This is a genomic window from Streptomyces niveiscabiei, assembly GCF_001419795.1.
GTDB lineage: Bacteria > Actinomycetota > Actinomycetes > Streptomycetales > Streptomycetaceae > Streptomyces > Streptomyces niveiscabiei.
Genome location: NZ_LIRL01000192.1, coordinates 1 through 7,556, shown reverse-complemented (window position 1 = coordinate 7,556; position 7,556 = coordinate 1). Strand labels below are relative to the sequence as shown.

Genomic DNA, 7,556 nt, shown 5'->3' with positions numbered 1-7,556 from the left:
AGGACGCCCGCCGCCGCGGCCAGCGAGATCACCGAGTTCACCACGCGCGTGCCGTAACCGATCATCCTGCGCGCGGACTGGGCGCCGTACTGGGCCGTGTCCAGGAGCTTGTGGAAGGCGTGGTCCTCGATCGCGGCGAGTTCGACGGCCGCGGCGGCGGGCGTCCTGACGGTCCTGCACCCGGTGCTGCTGCCGCTCCTGCTGACGATGACGCTCCCGAGCGCGTGGAGCGCGCTGACGAACGCCAGGCGCCGCTACGAGTCGTTCCACACGTGGGTGCAGCACGCGCGCGCGGGGCAGCTGATCGCGAGCCTGCTGACGGAACCGGCGGCGGCCCCGGAGATCCGTGTGCACGGCGTCGGCCCGTTCCTGCTGCGTCACTTCCGGTCGATGTCGGAGACCGCGGAGGCGGAACAGGCGCGGCTGGCCCGCCTGACGGCCCGTACGGGGCTGATCGCGGCGGCCTGGACGGGCCTGGCGACGGTCGCGACGTACGCGACCCTGGGCGGCCTGCTGCTGGGCGGCGCGATGGCCCTGTCGGTCGCGGGGACGGCCGTGATCGCGATCCGCAGCGGCTCGGCGAGCCTGAACACGCTGGTCCTGGAGGTGAACCAGCTCCACGAGGAGGCCCTGTTCGTGGGCGACCTGCAACGGCTGTACGTCGAGGCGGCCGAGCGGGCGATCCCGGCGGGCGGGACGGACCTCCCGGAGGACCCGGAGGAGATCCGCTTCGAGAACGTCACGTTCCGCTACCCGGGCGACGGCTCACCGGACCACCGCCCGGCCCTGGACGACGTCTCGCTCACCCTGCCGCTGGGCCGGATCATCGCGCTGGTCGGCGAGAACGGCTCGGGCAAGACGACCCTGGTGAAGCTGCTGGCGGGGCTGTACCGGCCGGAGTCGGGGCGGGTCATGTGGGACGACGTGGACGCGGCGGGCGCGGACCGCGGGCAGCTCGCGGAGCGGATCGCGATGGTCGCGCAGGACTTCAAGCGCTGGCCGTTCACGGCGAAGGTGAACGTGGCGATCGGCCGCTCGGCCGCGCCGCTCACCGAGGAGCGGCTCGCCTCGTCCGTCGCGCAGGCGGGCGCGCAGGACGTCGTCGCGGACCTTCCGCGCGGTCTGGACACGCTGCTGGCACGCCAGTTCAGCGGCGGTCACGAGCTGTCGGGCGGCCAGTGGCAGCGGCTGGGCATCGCGCGGGCGGCCTACCGGCGCGGGCGCATCCTGATCGTGGACGAGCCGACGGCCGCGCTGGACGCGCGCGCGGAGCTGGAGGTGTTCGAGAAGATCCGGGCGCTCGCCGACAGCGGCCAGACCGTCGTCCTGATCACCCACCGGCTGGCGTCGGTCCGCCACGCCGACCTGGTGCACGTCCTGGAGCAGGGCCGGCTCGTCGAGTCGGGCACCCCGGACGAACTGCTCGCGACCGGGGGCGTGTACGCGGAGCTGTACGCCCTCCAGGCCGAGCAGTTCACCGTACGGCTGCCCGCTCACTCTCCGGAGTGACCCCGCACGATCACCAGGAAGGCGTCGCTGGCGAGGTCCATGACGACCTCCGCCGCCAGCCCTTCCGAGCGCCTCGCGCGCGCGAACTCCTCCGCGGGCCACGACCCGCGCGGGCCGCCCGCGGGGAACCGTTCCAGTACGGTCCGCCCGTTCACCATGTCGTCCTCCGGGAAGCGTCTCCCGTACGGCCGTCCGTTCCGGCCGTCGCTCGTACTGGAGTGAACGCGCCACAGGGGCCGGAGGACTCGGCATATGACAGTACTGAGACCTACCTGACACACCGCCCGTACGCAGAGTGATCAGAAGTCGTACTCATCGTGATAGAGAACGGCCGTTTCGGGCCCCCGTCCCCACGCGGTCAGGTCGAGCAGCCCGGCCGCCGTGCCGAGCCCGTCGAGTCCGCGTCCGAAGGCGGAGTACGTGTGGAAGACGCGGTCCGCGTCGCGCAGGAAGCAGCTCAGGCCCTGCCGTTCGACGAGTTCGCCGTCCGCGCGCGCGAGGGTCGCCTCGAAGTCGGTGTTGAAGTCGCTGTCGTAGGACGAGTACCAGGGCACCGTCCAGCCGAGCCGCGCCTTGAACGGCAGGACGCGCGTGTACGGCGCTCTGGAGACGACCGCGAACGCCGTGTCGCGCGCCTTGAGGTGGGCGAGGTGGCCGACCTGGTCGAGGAAGGCCGAGCAGCCCCGGCAGCCGGTGTCCCACTCGGGCGCGAACATGAAGTGGTGGACGACGAGCTGGGCGCGCCCTTGGAAGAGGTCGAGGAGGGTCGCCTTGCCGTCGCCGCCCTCGAAGACGTACTCCGCGTCGACCTCGACCATCGGCATCCGGCGCCGCTGCGCGCCGAGCGCCTCGCGCGCGCGGGCGAGCGCCTCCTCCTTCGCCAGCAGGTCCTCGCGCGCCGCGCGCCACTGTTCGCGCGAGACGATCTCCGGGAGCGACATCGCCCACCCCTTCACGTACGACGGTCCGTCGGAAGGGGTGACTGGAGGGCCGCGCGGAACTCATCGTCGTGGGCGAAGAAATTTTCCGGCCGCACGATTCGGATGTCGCGCGGCTCAGGTGTCGTACTCCTGGACACGCCGCCCGTGCGCGCGGTCGGTGAGGGCGGGCAGACGGGCCGTCAACTCCGTGACGACGGATCGCACGTCGACGGTGAGGAGCTGACGCTCCCGCATGAGGACGCGGCCGTCGACGATCGTCGTGCGGACGTCGCTCGCGCGGGCGCTGTGCACGAGGGTCGCGGCGAGGTCGTGGACGGGCTGGGTGTGCGGGCCGGTCAGGTCGACGAGGATCAGATCGGCGCGCATGCCGGGAGCGAGCGCGCCGATGCGGTCACCGAGGCCGAGGGCCTGTGCGCTCTGCGGGCCCGCGTGGTCGAGGGCCTGGCGTGCCGTCAGCCAGCGCGGGTCGCCGGTCGTCGACTTCTGCACCAGCGCGGTCAGGGCCATCGACTCCCACACGTCCAGGGAGTTGTTGGAGGCGGCGCCGTCCGTCGCGAGTCCGACGGGTACGCCGATCTCGCGCAGCACGCGCACGGGGGTGGTCGTCGGCCAGGCGAACTTGAGGTACCCGCGCGGAGCGGTCGCCACGGAGACGCGTCCCCGCGCGCGGGCGAGGACGTCGAGGTCGCGGTCGAGGATGCCGGTGCCGTGCGCGATCAGGACGTCCGTGTCGAGGATGCCGGTGCGCTCCAGGACGTCGACCGGGGTGACGCCGTGGCGCGCGAGGCTCGCCTCGGCCTGGTCGCGGTTCTCCGAGGCGTGCAGGTGGACGGGGAGCCCGTGCTCCTGCGCGAGGGCCGCGGTGGCGGCGAGATCGGCTTCCGTGACGGTGTACGGGGCGTGCGGGGCCAGGGTGGTGGTGATCCGCCCGCCGGCCCCCTCGCGGTGCCTCAGGGCGAACTCCAGGGACTCCTCGCGGCCCTTCGGGCCCTGGGAGGAGAAGTACGCCTGCCCGAGGTGGGCGCGCAGGCCGGTCTCCTCGACGACGGCGGCGACCGCGTCCATCGCGAAGTAGTGGTCGGCGAAGCAGGTGACGCCCGCGCGGATCATCTCGGCGCAGGCCAGGCGCGCGCCGAGTTCGACGTCCCGCGCGGTGAGGTTCGACTCGACCGGCCAGACGACGCCGTTGAACCACTCCTCGGTCGGCAGGTCCTCCGCGATTCCGCGCAGGGCGACCATCGGCGCGTGCGTATGGCAGTTGATCAGCCCGGGGAGCGCGATCTGCCCGCGCGCGTCGATGCGCTGTGCGGCCTCCCCGGGCGGGTCGTCGCCGATCGACTCGATACGGCCGTCCCGGACGACGACCGTCGCGTCCGTACGGAACGTGAGACCGGGTTCCACAACCGTGCAGCCCGAGATGACGAGGTCCGCGGAAGGCGTCATCCTGACACCGTACGACGGGGTCCTCGGCCTGCGTGAGCCGTGGCGGGCATCCTGTCCGGCGCCTGTCGCGGCGGCCTCCCCCGAAGGCACCCTTGGGCCCTGGAAGCGCGCTCTGGAGGGAGCCCGTCATGCTCCTCGGCACCTGGAACCTGGAGAACCTCTACCGTCCCGGCGGCCCGTTCGGCCCCAAGGACAAAGCCTCTTACGACACGAAGCTGGCGGCCCTCGCCGAGACCGTCGACGCCCTGGCGCCCGACGTCCTCGGCGTCCAGGAGGTCGGCGACCCCGACGCCCTGGACGACCTCCTCGCCGTGATCGGCGGCACCTGGCACACGGCGCTCTCCGAGCACCCCGACGGGCGCGGCATCCGCGTCGGCGTCATCAGCAGAACGCCCCTGGTGGCCGTCGCGGACGTCGACGCGTTCCCGCACGGTCTGCGGCCCGTCCAGATCGACGACTCCGGGCTGACGGTCTCCGCGCCGGGCCGCGGCCTCCTCGCGGTCCGCACCGGCACGCTGCACCTGGCGGTGGCCCACCTGAAGTCCAAGCTCCTCACCTACCCGGGCAACCGTTTCTTCCCCCACGACGAGGGCGAACGGGCCCGCTACGGCGCGTACGCGCTGTACCGCCGCGCCGCCGAGGCGGTCGCCCTGCGCGCCCTCGCGGACGACCTCCTCGCCGACGACGGGCGCGCGCGGGACGTCGCCGTGGTGGGCGACCTCAACGACGAGGTCCAGGCCGCGACGACCCAGATCCTGCTGGGCCCGCCCGGATCGGAGATAGGCACCCCCGGCTACAACCTGCCGGACCAGGGCGACCGGACCCGCCTGTGGGACGTGGCCCCCCTGATCCCCGCCGACCGCCGGTACTCCCGCGTCAACTCCGGCCGCCGCGAACTCATCGACCACATCCTCCTCAGCCACCAACTCGTCCACCGCGTGACCGAGGCCGACACCGGAATCCCGTCGGCCGGTGGTGTGCTGCGGCTGCCCTCGGTGAACGAGGACCCGAGGGAACGACGGGACGCGGCGGGGTCGGACCACGCGCCGGTGTGGGTGCGGGTGGGGTAGGGCGCACACGGGGAACGCCCCCCGACCGCCTCGCGCGGGGGCGCCCGCCTTCTGGCCGTCCGCGACCGCGCGCCCGACCGCCGACCGCCTCGCGCGGGTGCGCCCCTCACACCGCCCGCGGCAGCCTCATCCGCCCCCGCGAACCCGGCACCCTGTGGGCGTCCAGTGCCGTCAGCAGTTCGTCGAGCAGTTCGCGGTGCCGTGCGCCCAGGTGCCCGGTGTCGTCGAGTTGCACGGCGCACGCCGTCGTCGTGTCGACGAGGCGTTCCAGGAGCGCGGCGATCTCGTCGGTGCCGGCGGTGTGGCGGGCGAGGGCCGGGTGTTCGGCGGCGGAGAGGGCGATGGCGGCGCGGGCTTCGGCGAGGGTGCGGTAGGCCTCGCGGCGGAGGGCCCAGCGGGTGGCGCGGTCGCCGGTCGGGGCGGGGGATGTCCGAGATGCCGCGTCCGGGGCGTTACGCGGGGCTTGGGCGGCCCTGTGCGGGCCCCCGGCCGGGTCGTGCGGGGTTCGGGGCTTCTCGTGCGTTCCGGGGCGCCTCACGCGCTTCTGGGGCTTCCGGGCCCAGGGCTCCTCCCCGGTCCCGCTCAGCACGTACGCCAGGTACTCCTGCGCCGCCCCGGTCGCCAGCGCGAGCCGGGCCCGTACCTGGCCCCCGCGTTCGCCCGGCATCGGGAGGTGGCCGACGACCAGGACGAGGACGCAGGCCAGGAGGGTCTCGCCGATGCGGCCCGCGGACGCCTGGGGTTCGCCGCCGACCATGACGAGGGCGAGGACGAGGACGGTGACGACGGCGGTCTGCGCGGCGAAGTGGCGGGTGGCGACGGGGACAAGGGCACCGCAGACGGCGACGAGGGCGACGAGCCCTTCGGGGCGGGGCAGGAACGCGGCGAACCCGGCGAAGACGAGCGCCCCGAGGACAGTGCCGGCGGCCCGGTTCAGGACGCGCGAGACGAGCGGTCCGAGGTCCGGCTTGACGAGGAAGACGGCGGTGGCGGGGAGCCAGTACCAGTGCGTGTGCTCGCCGTACCAGTGGGAGTGGTGCAGGGCCTGCGCGATGGCGGCGCTCGCGCCGAAGCACAGGGCGACCCGCATCCCGTACTCCCGCCCGCCCGGGCCGAACGCGGCCCGCAGCAGGTCGGCCGCCGTACGCCGGCGCGCGTGCGGAGCGGTGCTGTGGCCCCGGTCGAACGCCTCGGCGGCGTGCAGCAGCGCGTCGTCCAGGGCGCGCAGCGCGGGCGCTGAGCGGGAGGGCGCGGGCAGCGGACCGGTGGGTGTGTTCTCGCGGACGGCGGCGGCCAGGCGCCGGGGCCCTTCGGAGGCGCGGTCGGAGACGGGTTCCCCGGCCCAGGCGAGCGCGGTCGCCGCCTCCCCGAGGGGCAGCGCGGCGGCGTACTGCGCGTGCAGCCGCCGTTCCGTGGAGGAGCTGGCGTAGCGGCGCAGCCGGGGCCCGGCGAAGGCGTCCTGCGCGTGGTCGAGGGCGGCGGTGAGGGCGGCCCGGCGGGCGCCCGCGTCGGGGCCGCCGGCGGCGTCGAGGAGGGCGGCGATCGCGTCGTACACGCCCGCGACGGCGTCCCGTTCGCCGTCGAAGCGGAAGTCCCCGGTCAGCGAGCCCGGCGTGGGCAGGGCGAGGCGCAGCAGGAGGAGCCAGCCCGCGCCCGCGAGGTAGGCGAGGGCGCGCTGCCAGCCCGCCTCGTCGACCGGCATGCCCGCGCCGATCGCGGAGGCGACGAGGACCTGGGTGCCGGCCGCGGACGCGACGGGGCCGATGGCGCTCATGCCCCCGGCGACGAGGCCGAGCGCGGTCAGGGCGAGGGTGAGGACGACGGGGCTCGCGTGCGCGCCCGCGTAGGTGCCGCCGAGGAGTCCCGCGGCGCCGGCCAGCGCGGGCGCCCCGAGCCGCTGCACGGACGTACGCCTGCTGCCCGGGCGGTCGTTGATCCCCGCGAGCATCGCGGCGATCGCGGCGACGACGCCGAGCGAGGTGCGTCCGGTGGCCACGGCGAGCGCCAGCAGCGGCCCCGCCGCGAGCGCCCCGCGCGCGACCGCCGCCCAGGGGACGGGGCCGCGTTGCGCGCGCAGTGCGTGCGCGAGCCAGGGCGGGAGGGCGACACCGGCGCGTGGGGACACGGGGCTCCTGTCGTGACGGGGACGGGTGCCGTCGGGCGACGTCGGCCGGGGCTTGGGGCTGTCCCTCCACGGTACGGAACGGGTGGGCCGGTTGCGTTTCGTCGAGGTGACGCGGGGTGTGATCAGCCGGTTTCTTTATGAACGCAACTCCCGCGCGGGTACGGCGATTCCCGGAAACGGCCTCCCTGAGGCGCCGTTCCGGTCATGTGCGGACACCGGCCTCCATCCGTTCCTCGAACAGCGCGCCCGCGCGGTCGATCGCCTCCCCGACGTCCCCCGCCCCCGCGACGATGCCGTCGACGTCCCGCAGCCCCGCGCGCGGGGAGTGGGTCACCAACGAGAAGCGGCTGCTGGAGCGCGCGGGGCTGCGGGACGTCGACGGCATCGTCGCGGGGGCGGGGGACGTCGGGGAGGCGATCGACCGCGCGGGCGCGCTGTTCGAGGAACGGATGGAGGCCGGTGTCCGCA

The 7,556-nt window shown here is 74.5% G+C and carries 5 protein-coding genes and 2 pseudogenes; 3 read left to right on the top strand and 4 right to left on the bottom strand.

Annotated elements, in window-relative coordinates:
- Nucleotides 1–132: 132 nt before the first annotated feature.
- A pseudogene (locus AOK24_RS10805) lies at nt 133–1,509 on the top strand (ABC transporter ATP-binding protein); the annotation flags it as partial.
- Here the strand turns inward: AOK24_RS10805 and AOK24_RS49170 are convergent.
- From AOK24_RS49170 to AOK24_RS10795, 3 genes are all read right to left on the bottom strand, one after another.
- On the bottom strand, nt 1,494–1,667 hold the full coding sequence (locus AOK24_RS49170; protein ID WP_165854617.1) for a hypothetical protein: 174 nt from the start codon (nt 1,665–1,667) through the stop codon (nt 1,494–1,496). The pseudogene AOK24_RS10805 and the gene AOK24_RS49170 overlap by 16 nt on opposite strands.
- Before the next feature lie 141 nt (nt 1,668–1,808).
- Complete coding sequence (locus AOK24_RS10800; RefSeq protein ID WP_055719847.1) at nt 1,809–2,450, bottom strand: DUF899 domain-containing protein; 642 nt, start codon at nt 2,448–2,450, stop codon at nt 1,809–1,811.
- A 114-nt stretch (nt 2,451–2,564) separates the two neighbouring features.
- Nucleotides 2,565–3,893, bottom strand: a complete 1,329-nt coding sequence (locus tag AOK24_RS10795; RefSeq protein WP_055719846.1) for an amidohydrolase — start codon at nt 3,891–3,893, stop codon at nt 2,565–2,567.
- Between the two features lie 128 nt (nt 3,894–4,021).
- Here AOK24_RS10795 and AOK24_RS10790 point away from each other — a divergent pair, with 128 nt between their 5' ends.
- On the top strand, nt 4,022–4,963 hold the full coding sequence (locus tag AOK24_RS10790) for an endonuclease/exonuclease/phosphatase family protein (RefSeq protein ID WP_055719845.1): 942 nt from the start codon (nt 4,022–4,024) through the stop codon (nt 4,961–4,963).
- A 106-nt stretch (nt 4,964–5,069) separates the two neighbouring features.
- Here AOK24_RS10790 and AOK24_RS10785 read toward each other — a convergent pair whose 3' ends face one another.
- Complete coding sequence (locus tag AOK24_RS10785) at nt 5,070–7,088, bottom strand: FUSC family protein (RefSeq protein ID WP_055719844.1); 2,019 nt, start codon at nt 7,086–7,088, stop codon at nt 5,070–5,072.
- A gap of 137 nt (nt 7,089–7,225) precedes the next feature.
- Between AOK24_RS10785 and AOK24_RS52695 the strand changes: the two are divergent.
- Nucleotides 7,226–7,556: pseudogene (locus tag AOK24_RS52695) on the top strand (hypothetical protein); the annotation flags it as partial.